Here is a 15,810-nt window from a genome sequence, read left to right on the forward strand (position 1 = left end):
CCCTCATGTAAGAATCGGCGGATGAACGATCCGGAGGTCTTATTAGTCGATTGGCCTTCGCTTCTTTTCGCTTTCCTTACCTATTCTGTTCTTGTCTGGGGGCCTGCTGTCGCCGTCTCGGTCTTGCGCTTGCCGCCGTCAATCTTGGTTCCCTGCCCGCACTGGCCGTGCTGGTGGCGATCAGCTATTCACCCATGGGTGATGCCTCAGGACCGCTGGGAAGGGCCGACGGCTATCCGCTGTTGGGAGAACAAATCCGCAAGCGCCGGTTCCTGCAGGCCGCAGACGATTACTGGGAGCGGTGGAGCTGACGGGGCCGCCGCTTACTCGGCCTCGAAACCGAGGCGGTCGCGGACAAGCTTCGCGACGACGGCGGCGTGCTGGTTCTTCTCCGCGCGGGCTTCCGATTTGAGCGTTGCCAAATATGCAACGTACGCGGCAGTCCGGGTGTCGTAGGCGGCGGCGCGCGTTTCGAGTGCGAGGGCAAGGGTGGCATGGGCCTGGGCCAGCCTGATCTGGAGTTCGGCGTCGACATCGGCGCCCGACAGTGCTTGCTCGGCTGCGGCGAGCAGGGACCGGGCGACGTCGGCGTGCTCGTTCGCGGCGCGCTGGCCGAGGTCTGGCTGCATAGCTCTGCCTCTCTTCCTTCAGGTCCATACGCCACCCGCGACGGGTGGCCGCGAGATGTGGTGTAAGCCTAAAGCACGATGTGCTGTCCTGTTATGTCCCCGGCCTGACCGCTCGGTGCCGCCCAGCCGCGATTTCTTCGACGGCGTCGACGAGTGCGGCCATCGACTCCGGGCCGCCGTGCCCTTCGTTCTCAACGACGAGGAGTCGGCTCCCCTCCCAGCGCTGATGAAGCCTCCAAGGCGTGATCACGGGCCCGCTGACGTCTTTGCGCCCATGAATGAGGTAGCCGGGAATACCGTTGAGTTGGTGGATCCTTTGCGTGATGGCTTGCCCGCCGCTGAGGAATGCGTCGTGCGACCAGTAGTGGGTGACGAGGATGGCGAAGGTCATACGCCTGCGATCGTCGTCGAACATCAGGCCGGGCTGCCACAGCGGATCCAGCGAGATGTGCGTGGACTCCCACCGATCCCATGCCAGGGCTGCCGCCTCGGCATCGTCGCGGTCCTCGCCCGCGAGGCGGCGGGCGTACGCGTCCACCACCCGTTCCCCGGACCGGCATTTGGCTTGGCTTGAGAACTGCGCCCATGCTTCCGGGAAGATCCGGCCCACGCCCTCGGTGATCCACTCGACCTCCTCGCGGCTCGTGGTGGTCACGGCCATCAGTGCGAGCCCAAGCACACGGTCCCGGTGCTGAAGGGCATATGCCAGGGCGAGGGTGCTCCCCCACGACGCTCCTGTGACAATCCACTTCCTGACCTGGAGGTGCCGGCGCACGGCCTCGATGTCCTCGATCAGGGCCTGGGTGGTGTTGGCCGGCAGGAAAGCAAGATCGTCCTGGACGGCCGGCGTGCTCTGCCCACAGCCGCGCTGGTGCAGGCCGACGGTCCAGAACCTTGAAGCGTCATGGCGGGTCCGGTAACCCTGGCCAGGAGAGGCGCCGGGGCCGCCGTGGAGGTAGAGCACGGGAATCCCCGCGGGATTTCCCGACGTCTCCCAATAGATTTCTGCGCCGCCCACTTTTACCCGGCCCGCATTCTCCCCCGTCATCCAACAAAGGTTACGAGATGGACCTTGGCAGGGGTAGGGTCGGTGAAAGCGTCGGATTGGGAATGGGGAACCGATGAGGCTTGAGGGCTGGCACGTCGTCGTGTTTTTGGCGTTGGCGCTGATGGCGGTTGCCGTCGTTGCGGTGGTTTTCATCGCCGGCTGGATTCTGCGGATGGCCAAGGGGCGGACTGACGGCGAAGGTTCGGGGCCGTAGTGGCGTTAGAGGCTCCTTCTGCCGTTCGTCCGGCTCCTCCTCACGGCCCTGGTCCCGGGACCGATACGAAGAAGCGGTCCGTCACCCACCGAAGTGCATCGGCCCGTCCACTGGCTGCGGCCTTGTGGCTGTTCGCGGCCGGCACGCTCACATGGCTCCATTGTCAGCCAACCCGCGCGCCCCTCGAGCTGTGAACTGCACGAGCTGAGGAAGCGTCGCGGGAAAACCTGCGGAAGCTGAGGAAGCGTCGCGGGAAAACCTGCAGGAACTGATAGAGCGTTGGGGGCAGAGGTCGCCCAGCTGCAGCACCTCAAGGGAGTCATCGACGTCCGTAGGTGCGCCCGGCTTACAGCCGGATGTGGCGGAACAGTGCCGCAGTGCCCATGCCGCCCGCGATGCTGATCATGGCCAGGGCCAGCTTCCCGTCAGCAGCCGCGGCCGGTGACTGCCGGGCCTGCGCCAGCAGCCTGGTCACCAGCACGGCGCCGGACGCGCCGTACGCATGACCCAAAGCCAGCGCCCCGCCGTCGGCGTTGGCCCGGGACGGATCGATCCCCAGGTGGTCCAGGCACGCAAGGGTCTGCGAGGCGAACGCCTCATTAAACTCCACAAGGTCCATGTCCGCCGCGTCCACCGACTGCGCGGCCAGTAGCCGCGAGGCGGCGGCTGCGGCACCGATCCCCAGCAGCTGCGGTTCCACCCCGGCCGTGTCCGTGCCCAGGACGGCCAGCCCGTCGGCGGCACCCAGTTCCCGGGCCCTGGCCAGTGAGGTGATCACGACGGCGGCGGCCCCGTCAGCGTCGAAGCACGAGTTTCCCGCGGTGACAGTCCCGGAGTCCACGAAGGCCGCGGGGAACCGCGCCATCAGGGCTTCGCTGAGTTTGGGGCGGGGACCGTCGTCGGCCGTCACCGTCCCCGGAACCGTTCCTGACGCTGCAGGCAGCGGCACCGTCTCCCGGCCAAACGTGCCGTCTGACTGCGCAGCCACTGCCCTGCGGTGGCTGCGCAGCGCAAACTCGTCCTGCCGGGCGCGGCTGATGCCGTATTCCTGGGCAACGTTCTCGGCCGCGACGCCCATGTCCGGGTCGCCGTGGGTGTGCGGCGCAAACTGGGCACGGCTGAAGAAGGCGGGTTCGCCGTCGTCGTTCCGGTGCGCGCGCAGCGGCGCGGTGCTGATGCTTTCGACGCCGCCCGCAAGGTACGTGCCGGCGCCCGCCGCGACGAGCCGGGACGCGAGGACGATGGCGTCCAGGCCGGAGCCGCACTGGCGGTCCACCGTCAGGCCCGGAACCGTGACGGGCAGTCCGGCCTCGAGGGCAGCGAGCCGGGCGACGTTGCCGCCCGCACCGACGGCGTTGCCGATGACCACGTCAGCCACCTCGCGGGCGCCCACCCCCGTTTCAGCCAGCAGCGCCGTCAGGACCGGTGCCAGCAGTTCGTGGGAGCGCAGGTGCTTGAGCGCACCGTTCGCCCGGCAGACGGGTGTGCGCAGCGCCGCGATGATTACCGGCTGCCGGTCGTCCGGCAGCTGGAACCCCGGATGCCCGGGTACCGGCCCGGACGGCACGCTAGACAAGGTGCCGGACCCGGCTGTCACGGGCCGCGATCCAGTCGAGCAGGAGGCGCCGGCTGACCTTGCCGCGGTCCGTCACCGGAAGCTCGTCGAGGGCATAGTACTGCAGCGGCCGCTTGTCCTTGGGCAGGACGTCCTCCAGCCCGGTCTTGAGCTGCGTCGCGGTGACGCCGCCATGCGAGGGAACGATGCCGGCCACCACGCGCTGGCCGCGCAGGTCGTCATCCATGCCGGCGGCAATGGCCGAGGCGACGCCGGGCACCGAGGACAGCGCCAGCTCCACCTCATGCGGATAGACGTTCTTGCCTGCTGTGATGATCATGTCGGCGCGGCGGCCGAGGATGTGCAGCACCCCGTCGGCAAGGTAGCCCTGGTCGCCCACGGTGAACCAGCCGTCGAAGCAGCGCAGCGCCTGGCCGTCGTCGCCCCAGAGGTAGCCGTTGCTGACCATCCCGCTTTGGACGCTGATGTTGCCGGCCGCCCCGTCGGGGAGCACCGCGCCGGAGTCGTCCAGGATCCGCACCTCGACGCCCGGGAACGGCCGGCCGATCGCGGTGCTGCCGGCGGCGAACGGCTCCCCCGCGGCCAGGCCTGCGCCGGAGACAAAGCTCAGTTCCGACGCCCCGTAATACTCGTAGATGGTGGCATGCGGCGCCCATCGGCGGGCCGCCTCCAGCGTGCGCGCGTCCAGCTTCGAACCCGCACAGATGATGGTCCGGACACCCGACGCGTCCACGCAGCCCAGGAGTCCGCGTTCGCTGAGCAGCCGCAGCATGGTGGGAACCAGCACCAGCCGGGTGATGCCGTCGTGGGTGATGGCCGCGTGGACATCCCCGACGTCGAACGATTCCAGGGTGTGGAACTCCGAACCGGCGTAGAGGCATTCAGCCAGCGCATACAGGTTCAGGCTGGCGGCCAGCGGTCCGGGTGCCAGCGTCTTGTCCTGCTGGCTAAGCCGGAAGAACTCCATCGACGCTTCGAAGGACTGCTGCCAGGAGCGGCGCGAACGGGTGAACGCCTTGGGTACGGAGGTGGTGCCGGAGGTCAGGCCGATGAGGAAAGACGCGGCCGGGTCCCCATCCGCCAGGTCACTGCCGGCACCCCCGGCAACCGGATCAACGCCGCTGCCCAGACGCCGGACGATCTCGTCCCGCAGCTGTTCCGGCCATGTGGGGTCCAGGACCGCGCACTCACGGTCACCGGCCACGGCGGCGGCGAAGTCAACGGCGAACCGGGTGGAATTGGGCTGGGCGAGGACTGTGATCGGAGCCGTGCTGGAGGCTGCGGCAGCCTGCGCGGCGTCGCGCAGTTCGGCCCAGCTGAGCCGTTTTCCGGCCACGACGACGGCGGTGTCGTCGGGGCGTTCATCGGCCCAACGCTGGAGATTGTTGAGAAAAGGCATCGGACCAACTTTACCGGGCCGAACCCGCCACCGCCCCGAGGTGAAGACTATTGTGACAACATGAGCTTCAATGACGGGGTCGAGCTGGACCCATCCCAAGTGGAAGACCGGCGCGGCGGCGGAGTAGGCCGCGGCACAAAGATCGGCGGAGGCATCGGGGGCGGCGTCATCCTGCTCCTTGCGGCACTGTTTGGCATCAACCCGCAGCTGCTTGGCCCGCTTCTGGGCAGCGGGCAGGAACAGCCGGCCCGGAGCACGGGAACACCCCTCACCCAGTGCAAGCTGGGTTCCGACGCCGACAAGGACCTCGACTGCCGGATTGCCGGGACGGTGAACAGCCTCAACGCGTTCTGGCCCGCGTACCTCGCCGACTACAACGTGAAGTACCCGCGGCCGAAGGCTGTGCTGTTCGAGGGCGCCACGCGCACGGGCTGCGGCACGGCCACGTCCGAGGTGGGCCCGTTCTACTGCCCGCCGGACACCACGGCCTACTTCGATCCCGGCTTCTTCCAGGACCTGGTGACCCGCTTCGGTTCTTCCGGCGGCCCGCTGGCCCAGGAGTATGTGGTGGCCCACGAGTTCGGACACCACATTCAGAACATCCTCGGCGACCTGGACAAGGCCCAGCAGGATCCGCAGGGTGCGGAATCCGGTGCTGTCCGGGTGGAGCTGCAGGCCGACTGCTACGCGGGGCTCTGGACCCGGTACGCCACCACGCAGAAGGACCCGAAAACCGGCAAGCCCTTCCTTGAGCCGCTCAAGCAGCAGGACCTGAACGACGCGCTCTCCGCAGCGTCCGCCGTTGGCGACGACCGGATCCAGAAGGCCGCCACGGGACGCGTCAACCCGGAAGGCTGGACGCACGGGTCCAGCGCACAGCGGCAGAAGTGGTTCTACCAGGGCTACAAGACCGGCGACATTAACCAGTGCGACACGTTCAGCGCCAGAACCCTGTAACCCTCAGGCTGATTAAGACGACGGCCGGTCACCTTCACTGGGAAGGTGACCGGCCGCCGTCGTACTTATTCAGATGTTGAAGCCGAGGGCCCGCATCTGGTCCTTGCCGTCGTCGGTGATCCGCTCCGGACCCCATGGCGGCATCCATACCCAGTTCAGGCGCCAGTCGTCCACGACGCCGTCAAGCGCCTTGCCGACCTGCTCCTCGAGCACGTCGGTCAGCGGACAGGCGGCGGTGGTGAGGGTCATGTCGATCAGCAGGGCGCCGTCGTCCTCCGAGTACTTGAGCCCGTACAGCAGGCCCAGGTCCACGATGTTGACCCCGAGCTCGGGGTCGATGACGTCCTTGAGTGCCTCTTCGACATCCTCCAGCCCGGTGCGGGCTGCGTCGATTTCGGTCATGGTCGGTCAGTCCTAACTAGGCCTGGACCGCTGCGGCAGCCGTGGCTGATCCGGCGCCCGCGGCGTAGCGGTCGTAGCCTTCTTCTTCGAGGCGGTCGGCGAGTTCCGGGCCGCCCTCTTCCACAACCTGGCCGTTCACGAAAACGTGAACGAAGTCAGGCTTGATGTAGCGCAGGATGCGGGTGTAGTGGGTGATGAGCAGGGTGCCCATGTTGCCCGTGGCGTGTGCGCGGTTGACGCCTTCGGAGACCACCTTGAGGGCGTCGACGTCCAGGCCGGAATCGGTCTCGTCGAGGACGGCGAACTTCGGCTTGAAGAGCTCCAGCTGCAGGATCTCCACGCGCTTCTTCTCACCGCCGGAGAAGCCTTCGTTGACGTTGCGCTGGGCGAAGTCGGCGTCGATGCGCAGCTGCTGCATGGCGGCCTTGACGTCCTTGGTCCAGGTGCGCAGGGCCGGGGCTTCGCCGTCGATGGCGGTCTTGGCGGTCCGCAGGAAGTTGGTCATGGTAACGCCGGGGACCTCCACCGGGTACTGCATGGCCAGGAAGACGCCGGCGCGGGCGCGCTCGTCAACGCTCATGGCCAGCACATCTTCGCCGTCCAGCGTGATGGTGCCGCGGGTGACGTTGTAGCGCGGGTGGCCGGCGATGGTGGACGCCAGGGTGGACTTGCCGGAGCCGTTGGGGCCCATGATGGCGTGGGTCTCACCGGTGCGGATGGTCAGGCTGACGCCCTTCAGGATCTCCTTGGTGCCCTGCTCGGTGTCGATGCTGACGTGCAGGTCCTTGATCTCAAGAGTAGACATGTGTCTTGTTCTCCTCTGCACCGTGCCGTTCTGTCGGCGGTGCGGTCTTTGGTCTGGAAGTTGTTAAGTTCTGGTTCAGGCCCGCCTGGGCTTCAGGCTTGGCTGCGGATCAGCTGAAGTTCGGCGCTTCGGCGCCGTTCAGGACGTTGGTGAAGTCCACGTAGACGTCGTCTCCGTGGATCTCCACCGCGAACACTGGAACGGGGTCGTAGGCCGGCAACTGCAGGGGTTCGCCGCTGCGCAGGTCGAACTGTGAGCCGTGGCCCCAGCACTCGATGGCGCAGCCTTCCACTTCACCCTCGGAGAGGGAGATATCGGCGTGCGAGCACGTGTCGCCGATTGCGTGGATTTCTCCCATGGAGTCCTTGACGATCGCGACGGGGAAGTCGTCGATCAGGATCCGCAGGGCCTGCTTGGGCTGGATCTCGTTTGCTTTGCAGACGAGCTCGCCCTTTGGCTGTTCAGTCATCCGTTGTCCTGTGCTGTCGTTTCCGGCTGGTTGGGCCGGGCCTGGTTTCCGTACGGTCAGTTCTCGGTGGCGGCGAGCTCGCGCTCGACTTCCTCGGTCAGGCGCTCTTCGAGTGCCGGAACCTTGATCTGCTGGATGATCTCGTTGAGGAAGCCGCGCACCACGAGACGGCGGGCCACGTCTTCGGGAATGCCGCGGGCCATCAGGTAGAACAGGTGCTCGTCGTCGAAGCGTCCGGTGGAGCTGGCGTGGCCGGCACCCTCGATGAGGCCCGTCTCGATTTCGAGGTTGGGCACGGAGTCCGCACGGCAACCGTCGGTGAGCACCAGGTTCTGGTTCTTCTCGTATGAGTCGGTGCCCAGGGCCTGCTTCTGGATCAGCACGTCGCCCACCCAGACGGTGTGCGCGTTCTTGCCCTGCAGGGCGCCCTTGTAGAGCACGTTGGACTTGCAGTTGGCCACGTTGTGGTCAACGAAGGACCGGTGCTCCAGGTGCTGCCCGGCGTCGGCGAAGTAGAGGCCCAGGAGCTCGGCCTCGGCGCCCTCACCGGAGAAGCGGACGTTGGAGTTCAGTCGCACCACGGAACCGCCGAGCGAAACGGCGATGTGCTTGTAGACGGCGTCCTTGCCCACCTGGGCGTCGTGCTGGCCCAGGTGCCGCGCGCCGTCGTCCCAGAGCTGCACCGAGATCAAGGTGAGCTGCGCGCCGTCGCCGACGATGACTTCCAGGTTTCCGTTGTGGTCGGCGGCACCCGTGTGCTCGACGATAACGACGCTGCGGGAGTTGGCGCCGGCTTCCAGCACGAAGTGTGCGTTGGAGCGGCGGCCTGCGCTCGCGCCGTCGACCAGGATGCGGACCGGCTCAGCCGGTTCCGCGTCGGCCGGGATGACCACGTGCAGGGCCTCGTCCGTGTTGGCGGAGGCGACGACGGCGGCACGGTCGGCCGGGGTCAGGACGGTGCCGCGCGGGGCGGCGCCCTGTGCCAGGCTCCCCCGGACGTAGCCCTCGGGGGCTTCCACGGTGAACGTGGCCGCCTCGCCGTCCGACGCTGCGTCGGAGAACAGGTTGGCCAGTCCGCGGACCGGAGTGAAGCGCCATTCCTCTTCGCGGCCGGTGGGCAGCGCGAAGTCGGCGACGTCGAAGCTCGTGAGCCGTTCGGCGCGCGAGGACATGACGGTGACGCCGTGGTTGTGGCTGTGGTCCACCTTAGCGGGGACCAGCGCCTCGCCTTCCTCGGTGAACCCGGCGATGGAAGGAGCTCCGATGCGGGCCTTTTCAGTAGTAATTTCGGCAGTCATTAACCGACGGATCCTTCCATCTGGAGTTCAATGAGGCGGTTCAGCTCGAGGGCGTATTCCATCGGCAGCTCGCGGGCGATCGGCTCGATGAAGCCGCGCACGATCATGGCCATGGCTTCGTCTTCGCGCATGCCGCGGGACATGAGGTAGAAGAGCTGCTCCTCGGAAACGCGCGAGACGGTGGCCTCGTGGCCCAGCTGGACGTCATCCTCGCGGATGTCGATGTACGGGTAGGTGTCCGAGCGGCTGATGGTGTCCACCAGAAGCGCGTCGCAGCGGACCGTGTTCGCGGAGTGCTTGGCACCCTCGCGGACCTGGACCAGGCCGCGGTAGGCCGCGCGTCCGCCGCCGCGGGCAACGGACTTGGAGATGATGGAGCTCTTGGTGTTCGGCGCGATGTGCACCATCTTGGAGCCGGTGTCCTGGTGCTGGCCTTCGCCGGCGAACGCGATGGACAGGGTCTCGCCCTTGGCGTGCTCGCCCGTGAGGTACACGGCCGGGTACTTCATGGTGACCTTGGAGCCGATGTTGCCATCGATCCACTCCATGGTGCCGCCCTCTTCGCAGATGGCGCGCTTGGTCACGAGGTTGTACACGTTGTTGGACCAGTTCTGGATGGTGGTGTAGCGGACGCGGGCGCCCTTCTTGACCACGATCTCGACGACGGCCGAGTGCAGCGAGTCCGAGGTGTAGATCGGCGCGGTGCAGCCTTCGATGTAGTGGACGTAGGAGTCCTCGTCGGCGATGATCAGCGTGCGCTCGAACTGACCCATGTTTTCCGTGTTGATGCGGAAGTAGGCCTGCAGCGGGATATCGACGTGAACGCCCTTGGGCACATACACGAAGGATCCGCCGGACCAAACAGCCGTGTTCAGCGAGGCGAACTTGTTGTCGCCCACCGGGATGATGGTGCCGAAGTATTCCTGGAAGATCTCCGGGTGCTCGCGCAGCGCGGTGTCCGTGTCCAGGAAGATGACGCCCTGGGCCTCGAGGTCCTCGCGGATCTGGTGGTAGACAACCTCGGACTCGTACTGGGCTGCCACACCGGAGACCAGGCGGCTGCGCTCGGCTTCCGGGATGCCGAGCTTCTCGTACGTGTTGCGGATGTCCTCGGGCAGGTCTTCCCAGGTGGCGGCCTGCTTCTCGGTGGAGCGCACGAAGTACTTGATGTTGTCGAAGTCGATGCCGGAGAGGTCAGCACCCCAGGTGGGCATCGGCTTGCGGTCGAAGTACTTCAGACCCTTGAGGCGTAGGTCAAGCATCCATTCCGGCTCGCTCTTCTTGGCCGAGATGTCGCGGACCACGTCCTCGTTAAGGCCGCGGCGGGCGTTAGCGCCGACGTCGTTCTTGTCGGCCCAGCCGTACTCATAGGTTCCGATGCCGTGCAGCTCGGGATTCTTTTCCAGAATCTCGGCGATAACACCAGGCTCGGCAACCTTCTTCTCTGATAGTTGGTCCGTCATAACGGCCTTTCTTGCAGATGGTTGGATACTTCGTCCAGGTTGTCCGGTGCGTCGGTGGCCAGGGCCACCGTCACGGCCGGACGGCCTGTGGGTATATGGGTGGTGCAGACGTGTCCCCCGCGGGCGAGCGTGGAAAGCCTGCGGACATCGACACCAACGAGGCGCGAAAACATTTCCGTTTCCGCGTCGCAGAACACGGGAAACTGGGTGGCCAGCTGCTGGATGGGGCAGTGGCCCTGGCACAGTTGGACGCTGGACAGTGCTGCGGGCAGCGGGGCCTTGGCTTCGATGGTGGCAGTGGAAGCGACGAAGCCGTCCCGGGAGAGGGCGGCGGACAGTGCCTGCGCGCGGGCGGTGATGTCCGTTCCGGCCGCCTCTACCTCGGGGGCGTACCGCCGTTCCATCTCCGCGAAGCGCTCGACGGCGAACTGGCGGACGGCTTCATCGCCTGCCACCGCGCCGAGCTGCTTGAGCGCCAGGGTGGCGATGTTCAGATAGTCGTCGCCCAGTGAGGACTGGCCCTGGGAGCTGAGGACGTAGCGGCGGGCGGGCCGTCCGGCACCGGCGCCTGCGCGGGCCACGCGCTTGACCTCGATAACGCCGGCGCGGGACAGGTGGTCCAGGTGGCGGCGGACGGCGGCCGGGGTGAACCCGAGGAGGTCACCCAGTTCCGCGGCGCTGACCGGCCCGTGTTCCAGGACGGCGCTGAGGACGCGGTCGCGCGTGCGCTCATCGGAGTCGGCCGCGGCAGGCACGGATGCCAGGGCAGCACGATTTCCACCGCGCAGCGCACCCGCAGGCGCGCCCTGTCCGGCCAAAGGCGCGGAAGTGGTCTTGGTCATGGAATACACAACACAATCATGTCGTAATTTATTGCGGCGTACCAGTAAGGCAAGGCTGACCTGTGTCCGATACGCGGCTCCGGCACGGTGCTCCAACGTGACAGTACTACTTCACGTAGAATATTGGGGTGCGATCCCCCAAATCCCCCGTACTGACCATCGACGGGCTCATCAAGGACGTCGGTCCGCTCCCCACCCTCGATGGCAAGATGCTCAGGGTGGTGAGCGACGTCTCGCTCGTCGCCGGACGTGGCGAGGTCACTGCGCTGCTCGGAGCCAACGGTGCCGGCAAGACTACCACCATCGAATGCGCCCAGGGGCTGCAGCAGCGGACGGGCGGGTCCATTACGCTGCTCGGCTCGGATCCCGGCACCGCCGGTGCGGAACTGCGCGCCCGCGTGGGAGTGATGCTCCAGGACGGCGGGCTCCCGCCGTCGGCCCGCCCCATTCCCTTGCTCCGGCACGTTGCCGGCATGTACCGCAATCCCAGGCCGCTGGATGAATTGGTGCAGCGGCTGGGCATCGACACGTTCAGCAGGACCAATGTCCGGCGGCTGTCCGGCGGACAGAAGCAGCGGCTGGCCCTCGCCGCCGCGCTGATCGGCAACCCGGAGGTCCTGTTCCTGGACGAACCCAGCGCCGGCCTGGATCCGCAGTCCCGCCAGCTGGTCTTCGAACTCATTGCCGAACTCCGGGACGGCGGGATGGGGATCATCCTCACCACCCACCTCATGGATGACGCGCAGCGGCTGGCCGATTACGTGTACATCATCGACGCCGGCAGGAACGTTGCGGAGGGCACCGTCGCCCAGCTTCTCCAGCACAACATGCCGGAGACGCCCCACCGGGACCACGTGCGGACGCTGCACTTCGATGCCGTGCCGGGGCTGGATTTCGACGGCGTGCTGCCGGCCGAGATCGAGATCCGTGAGACGCGTTCCGGAAGCTACGCGGCCACGGGGGCGCTGACACCCGAGGACCTCGCCGCGCTGACGGCCTGGTGGGCGCACCACGGCATCATGCCGGGCTCGCTGAGCATGGAGGCCCGTAGCCTCGAAGATGTATTCCTTGACATTTCCGGAAGGGAAATCCGATGACGACAGCCACGGGCAGCGCACCCGCTCCCCTGCTCCGCCGGATCCTGCTGCAGGGTAAATACGAGGCCACCACCATGCTCCGGAACGGTGAGCAGCTGATTCTGGCCGTGGTCCTGCCGCTCCTGGCGCTGATCGGACTGACGGTCACCCCGCTGCTTGACGGCATCGGGGACAGCCGGGTCAACGTTGCCGTCCCCGGCATCCTCGCGCTCTGCGCCATGTCCACTGCGTTCACCGGGCAGGGCATCGCCACCGGCTTCGACCGCCGCTACGGCGTGCTCCGGTTTCTGTCCACCACACCGCTGGGGCGCGCAGGCCTCATCGCCGGGAAGATCCTCGCGGTCCTGGCCGTCCTGGTGATCCAGGTGGTCATCGTCGCTGCCGTCGCCCTTCCCCTCGGTTGGCATCCCAATGCCCTGGGGATTCTGCCGGGCCTGGGCCTGCTGGTCCTGGGCGCTGCCGCGTTCACGGCCCTTGGCCTGCTGGTGGCGGGCACCGTCCGACCCGAGGCGACCCTGGCGATCACCAACCTGCTGTGGATCCTGCTCGGCGCCCTGGGCGGCATCGTGATCCCCATGCAGCGGCTGCCGGAACTCGCCCAGAACACCGTTCACCTGCTGCCGTCCGGGTCCCTCGGCGAAGGCCTGCGGGACGCGTTCCTGCACGGCGCCGTGAACGGCAACGCTGTTCTTGTCCTGCTGATGTGGACGGTTCTCGCCGGCGCAGCAGCCATCCGCTGGTTCAAATGGAATTGAGACTAAAGTGAGCACGGCTTCGCGCCTCCCCCAGTTCGTCGGCCGCCTGGCATCCAAGCTTCCCGTCACCGTCGATTCGACCGTCCGCCGCCTGGCCGTGCTGTCCCTGATCGGACAGACGGTCCTGGTGGTCACCGGCGGCGCCGTCCGGCTGACCGCCTCGGGCTTGGGCTGCCCCACCTGGCCCAGGTGCACGAGCAACTCCCTGGTGAACACCCCCGAGATGGGCATCCACGGCTTCATCGAGTTCGGCAACCGTCTCCTGACGTTTGCCCTGGCCGCCGTCGCTGCACTCATGCTCGTGTACCTGTGGAATCTGCGCAGGGAGCGCAAGGACCTGTTCCTGCTGGCCCTTGGCCTGCTGGCGAGCATCCCGGCGCAGGCCATCATCGGCGGCATCACCGTGCTTACCCAGCTGAACCCGTGGGTGGTTGGACTGCATTTCCTGGTGTCCATGGCCCTGGTGGTATTCGCCACGCTGCTGGTTAACCGGGCATACGGCAGGACCGGCCAGTTCCGGAGCTCGCCGCTCGCTGCCCTGCCGGGCGTGCTTCGGCCGGCCATGACCGCCGTCGCAGTGTTTGCATGGATTGCGGTCATGCTTGGCGTCGTGGTGACCGGCGCCGGCCCGCACGCGGGTGACGCCAACGCGCCACGCAACGACCTGGACTGGGACCTGTTCTCGCACATCCACGCCGTGCCCGCGTATCTGGTCACCGCCGGCACGCTGCTCGCCCTGTACTTCGTGTTCCGCCGCGGGATCTCCGGCACGTTCAGGACGGCCGTGCTGATGCTCCTCGGCGTTACCGTGCTGCAGGCCATCATCGGCTTCACGCAGTACTACAACGGCATTCCGGCGCTGCTCGTGGGCGCGCACATGCTGGGTGCCGCCCTGCTGATGGCCGCGGCAACCAACGCCGCCGACATTGCCCGCTCCAGCCCCGTCGGGTAGTTTTCGACGCTTCCTCAGGTTTCGTTGCTTCACCCCTGACGCTTCCTCAGTGGGGCCGCTTGCGGTCAGGGCCAGCTCCATCACCAGCTTGGTCAGTTACTGCAGCAGTCCGCCCTCACCGGTCAGCTGCAAGGCCCTCGGCCCGGGCACGCTCCGTCAGCTGCCGGACCAGTTCCTCATCCTCCGCGTCGTTCGCGGCGGCCGTCACATCCGTCACGGGCTTTCCTTCTTCCTCAGCAGTTACCCAGAAAATGTATAGTCCCTGCGGCGAAGGAAAACGCCCCTTCACATGAAGCGAAGGGGCGTTTCTGCATTCGGCAGGATTTGAGGAAGCGTCCGGGGAAAACCCGCAGGATGTGAGGGAGCGTCCCTTGAAAACCTGCAGGACCTGAGGGAGCGTCCGGGGAAAACGTGCGGGAGGTGAGGAAGCGTTCTGGGCGGGTTGCGGGTTAGCCCATGAGCGGCAAGCCGACGAACGGGTCGACCGCCAGCGCGATGAAGAGCAGCGTCAGGTAGCTTATGGAACCGTGGAAGACCTTCATGGCGCCCTTGTCGGAGAGGTCTCCGCCCTGCGCACGGTTGTAGAGCGCATGGGACTCGTACAGGAACCAGGCGCCAGCCAGCACGGCAACGGCGGTGTAGACCCAGCCCGCGTTGCCGGCCGGGATCATGAGCAGCGAGCAAGCCACCATGGCCCAGGCATACAGGACCACCTGCACGGACACGACCTTGGCGCCGGCAATGGCACCGAGCATCGGCACGTTGGCGTTGCGGTAGTCCTCGCCGTAACGCATGGACAGCGGCCAGTAGTGCGGCGGGGTCCAGAGGAAGATCACCATGAAGAGGACGATGGCCGGCCACTCGACGGTGTTGGTGACGGCGGACCAGGCGATCAGTACAGGGAAACACCCGGCGGCGCCGCCCCAGACGATGTTCTGTGCCGTGCGGCGCTTGAGGATCATCGTGTAAATGACCACATAGAAAACGATGGCGCCGAGTCCGAGCCACGCGGAGAGCGGGTTCGCACCGAACCAGAGGATGGCGATGGCCGCAGCTCCCAGCAGCCACGCAAAGATGAGGGCCTCGCGCGGCGTGACTTCGCCGGTCACCAGGGGGCGCTTCTCGGTGCGGTGCATCAGCTTGTCGATGTCGCGGTCGATGTAGCAGTTGAAGGCACCGGCGCTGCCGGCTGCGAATGCGCCGCCGACGAGGGTGGCCATGATGAGGCCCAGCGAGGGGAAGCCGCGCTGCGCGTAGATCATGGTGGGCAGGGTGCTGACCAGCAGGAGTTCAATGACCCTGGGCTTGGTGAGTGCAAGGTACGCCTTCGCCTTGCGGGCTAGTCCGGCTCTTCCGTGGACCCGGGAAGAGGTCAGCGGCGTATCTGTTGTGCTCACGTGGCAGTCACTCTGTTTCTGTCTGGCTGTTTATCTGATCGGCCGCTCTGGACACGCGGTCCGGACCGATCCCTCAACGGCGGCTGGCGGGGCTGTCGTGTGCGCAGTGGAACCCGCCCTGTCCGCCGGTGGCCTCCCGATATCATACCGCGGTCCCGCATGGATCGTTGGCATCGGCGTGTGACGGCAAATCACTGAAAATGATTCGTTCGTGCTTGCTTCAATCACATTAACGCAGCCTCACGGCACGGATGATTCACAAAAGAGAAATTGCGTCCAACTGGTGAGATTTTGGCCGCCCGAAGTGTGGAATAGAGCTAAGCTGTCTGCAGATCAGCGCACACTGGAAGACGGGCTAGAAACCGCATTCCAGACCGTCCGGCGACTGAATGAAGATCAACGTTTCAATGGTGAACGGCTGGTAGGCACGAAATGCAGCGGGCACCAATTATGCCCTGCCGCTGTGTGTTCTTATCGCTGCCGTTAACACAGAGAGGGGCCCGGTTA

At 66.4% G+C, this 15,810-nt stretch carries 17 protein-coding genes; 6 read left to right on the plus strand and 11 right to left on the minus strand.

The window, feature by feature from the left end; genetic code table 11:
- Positions 1-50: 50 nt before the first annotated feature.
- Positions 51-311: a hypothetical protein gene (locus ABIE00_RS10910; RefSeq protein WP_354260113.1), complete on the plus strand. Its 261-nt coding sequence runs from the start codon at positions 51-53 to the stop codon at positions 309-311.
- A 12-nt stretch (positions 312-323) separates the two neighbouring features.
- On the opposite strand, the gene ABIE00_RS10915 is transcribed toward ABIE00_RS10910, so the two are convergent.
- Together ABIE00_RS10915 and ABIE00_RS10920 are read right to left on the minus strand one after the other, a co-directional pair.
- Complete coding sequence (locus ABIE00_RS10915; RefSeq protein ID WP_354260116.1) at positions 324-629, minus strand: hypothetical protein; 306 nt, start codon at positions 627-629, stop codon at positions 324-326.
- 91 nt (positions 630-720) lie between these two features.
- Positions 721-1,677 (minus strand): alpha/beta fold hydrolase, encoded by a 957-nt coding sequence (locus ABIE00_RS10920; protein ID WP_354260119.1) that lies wholly within the window; start codon positions 1,675-1,677, stop codon positions 721-723.
- A 73-nt stretch (positions 1,678-1,750) separates the two neighbouring features.
- On the opposite strand from ABIE00_RS10920, the gene ABIE00_RS10925 reads away from it, so the two are divergent.
- The gene (locus ABIE00_RS10925) at positions 1,751-1,891 is read left to right on the plus strand and encodes a hypothetical protein (RefSeq protein WP_354260122.1); all 141 of its coding nucleotides are present in this window, start codon (positions 1,751-1,753) and stop codon (positions 1,889-1,891) included.
- Positions 1,892-2,237: 346 nt separating this feature from the next.
- Here ABIE00_RS10925 and ABIE00_RS10930 read toward each other — a convergent pair whose 3' ends face one another.
- Entirely contained in the window at positions 2,238-3,458 is a 1,221-nt protein-coding gene (locus ABIE00_RS10930) for a thiolase family protein (RefSeq protein ID WP_354260125.1), read from the minus strand.
- A gap of 1 nt (position 3,459) precedes the next feature.
- Positions 3,460-4,866: a class I adenylate-forming enzyme family protein gene (locus ABIE00_RS10935; RefSeq protein ID WP_354260128.1), complete on the minus strand. Its 1,407-nt coding sequence runs from the start codon at positions 4,864-4,866 to the stop codon at positions 3,460-3,462.
- 60 nt (positions 4,867-4,926) lie between these two features.
- Between ABIE00_RS10935 and ypfJ the strand changes: the two genes are divergently transcribed.
- Positions 4,927-5,823 (plus strand): KPN_02809 family neutral zinc metallopeptidase, encoded by an 897-nt coding sequence (gene ypfJ, locus ABIE00_RS10940; protein ID WP_354260131.1) that lies wholly within the window; start codon positions 4,927-4,929, stop codon positions 5,821-5,823.
- A 69-nt stretch (positions 5,824-5,892) separates the two neighbouring features.
- Here ypfJ and ABIE00_RS10945 read toward each other — a convergent pair whose 3' ends face one another.
- The 6 genes from ABIE00_RS10945 to ABIE00_RS10970 all read right to left on the minus strand — a co-directional run bounded on the left by ABIE00_RS10945 (position 5,893) and on the right by ABIE00_RS10970 (position 11,111).
- Positions 5,893-6,225, minus strand: a complete 333-nt coding sequence (locus tag ABIE00_RS10945) for a metal-sulfur cluster assembly factor (protein ID WP_102973549.1) — start codon at positions 6,223-6,225, stop codon at positions 5,893-5,895.
- Between the two features lie 16 nt (positions 6,226-6,241).
- Positions 6,242-7,030: a Fe-S cluster assembly ATPase SufC gene (gene sufC / locus ABIE00_RS10950; RefSeq protein WP_331571291.1), complete on the minus strand. Its 789-nt coding sequence runs from the start codon at positions 7,028-7,030 to the stop codon at positions 6,242-6,244.
- A gap of 109 nt (positions 7,031-7,139) precedes the next feature.
- The gene (locus tag ABIE00_RS10955) at positions 7,140-7,499 is read right to left on the minus strand and encodes a non-heme iron oxygenase ferredoxin subunit (RefSeq protein ID WP_354260134.1); all 360 of its coding nucleotides are present in this window, start codon (positions 7,497-7,499) and stop codon (positions 7,140-7,142) included.
- Between the two features lie 56 nt (positions 7,500-7,555).
- The gene (gene sufD / locus ABIE00_RS10960) at positions 7,556-8,797 is read right to left on the minus strand and encodes a Fe-S cluster assembly protein SufD (RefSeq protein ID WP_354260137.1); all 1,242 of its coding nucleotides are present in this window, start codon (positions 8,795-8,797) and stop codon (positions 7,556-7,558) included.
- Positions 8,797-10,260: a Fe-S cluster assembly protein SufB gene (gene sufB, locus ABIE00_RS10965; protein ID WP_354260140.1), complete on the minus strand. Its 1,464-nt coding sequence runs from the start codon at positions 10,258-10,260 to the stop codon at positions 8,797-8,799. The genes sufD and sufB overlap by 1 nt, the downstream gene beginning before the upstream one ends.
- Positions 10,257-11,111, minus strand: coding sequence for a helix-turn-helix transcriptional regulator (locus ABIE00_RS10970; RefSeq protein WP_354260143.1), 855 nt, complete (start codon positions 11,109-11,111; stop codon positions 10,257-10,259). Before ABIE00_RS10970 ends, sufB begins: the two co-directional genes overlap by 4 nt.
- Positions 11,112-11,230: 119 nt before the next feature.
- Between ABIE00_RS10970 and ABIE00_RS10975 the strand changes: the two genes are divergently transcribed.
- From ABIE00_RS10975 to ABIE00_RS10985, 3 genes are read left to right on the plus strand one after another with little or no spacing between them, the layout of a single operon-like run.
- Positions 11,231-12,199 carry an ABC transporter ATP-binding protein gene (locus tag ABIE00_RS10975; RefSeq protein ID WP_354260145.1) on the plus strand — a complete coding sequence of 323 codons (969 nt, stop codon included), beginning with the start codon at positions 11,231-11,233 and terminating at the stop codon, positions 12,197-12,199.
- Positions 12,196-12,954 carry an ABC transporter permease gene (locus ABIE00_RS10980; RefSeq protein ID WP_354260147.1) on the plus strand — a complete coding sequence of 253 codons (759 nt, stop codon included), beginning with the start codon at positions 12,196-12,198 and terminating at the stop codon, positions 12,952-12,954. Before ABIE00_RS10975 ends, ABIE00_RS10980 begins: the two co-directional genes overlap by 4 nt.
- A gap of 7 nt (positions 12,955-12,961) precedes the next feature.
- On the plus strand, positions 12,962-13,906 hold the full coding sequence (locus tag ABIE00_RS10985; RefSeq protein WP_354260149.1) for a COX15/CtaA family protein: 945 nt from the start codon (positions 12,962-12,964) through the stop codon (positions 13,904-13,906).
- 449 nt (positions 13,907-14,355) lie between these two features.
- On the opposite strand, the gene ABIE00_RS10990 is transcribed toward ABIE00_RS10985, so the two are convergent.
- Complete coding sequence (locus ABIE00_RS10990; protein WP_354260151.1) at positions 14,356-15,303, minus strand: heme o synthase; 948 nt, start codon at positions 15,301-15,303, stop codon at positions 14,356-14,358.
- Positions 15,304-15,810: the final 507 nt, after the last annotated feature.

Origin of the sequence: Arthrobacter sp. OAP107, from assembly GCF_040546765.1 — a bacterium.
GTDB lineage: Bacteria > Actinomycetota > Actinomycetes > Actinomycetales > Micrococcaceae > Arthrobacter.